The sequence below is a fragment of the Campylobacter sp. RM9334 genome, from assembly GCF_020138145.1.
In the GTDB taxonomy this organism is placed as follows: Bacteria; Campylobacterota; Campylobacteria; order Campylobacterales; family Campylobacteraceae; genus Campylobacter_E.
Genome location: NZ_JACGAX010000052.1, coordinates 1 through 832 on the forward strand (window position 1 = coordinate 1; position 832 = coordinate 832).

The following is an 832-nucleotide window of genomic DNA, read 5'->3' on the forward strand; positions in this document are numbered from 1 at the left end:
CTTTCTGCTTTGATTTGCTCTGGAGTTAAGACAAGATTATTATTTCCAGCTAAGGCACTTGTGATATTTTTCCCCTCAAAATCACCATCTTTTATAGGACTAAACATTAATTTTGAATATGTATCGTAAGAAGAAAAAGCACTTCTTTCTTTTAAACTCTTATCAAATCTATTAAATTTAACATAATCTTTTAGCCATCTTGGCATACGCTCAACTTCAGCACTTGTAAAGCCATTTTCACCCCTACTAATAAGCTGTGCTCCAAGTGCCATATCAAATGCATGAAAATCTTGCCTACTGATATTTCTATCATAACCGCTAAATTTACCATCATAAGTAGTCTCTGCTTCTATAACTGCTCTTATATCGCTTGATAAAAATCCCATAAGAAGCCCGCCTCTTGTAAATTCTCCCTTTTCGTTTTTATATCTATTCTCAGCAGGGTCAAAATTGCTTATATATAATTTATCTTCTTCTAATATTTCCTTACTACGAAAAACAGTGGTATTTGGCTTAGTTCTATCTTCATTTCTATAATGAAAAAACATACCACCAACATCTTCAGTTTTTTTATCAAAATTAACATTTGAAAACTCATATGGACTTTGCAATATTTTTGTCACTTCAAAAGTTCCTTTTTTGATAACATAACCTTGTGGAAATTGCTTTATATCTTCGGTGTTAAAAAAATCTTTAGAGTTTAAAAAATCTTCACTTACAACTTGGCTAAAAAGTGTATAAGCGTTATTAACAGTTTTTGCTATATCAATTTCATAATACTTTCTATATGCTCTTAAAGAATTGTTATTTCTATCTACTAGATTTTTTAAAG

1 protein-coding gene is annotated in these 832 nt (G+C 30.0%); it reads right to left on the reverse strand.

Features of this window, described 5'->3' with window-relative positions; all coding sequences use genetic code 11:
• On the reverse strand, positions 1–832 hold an 832-nt coding region (locus tag AVBRAN9334_RS10075), incomplete at both ends, for a Cj0814 family flagellar-dependent secreted protein (RefSeq protein WP_442862424.1).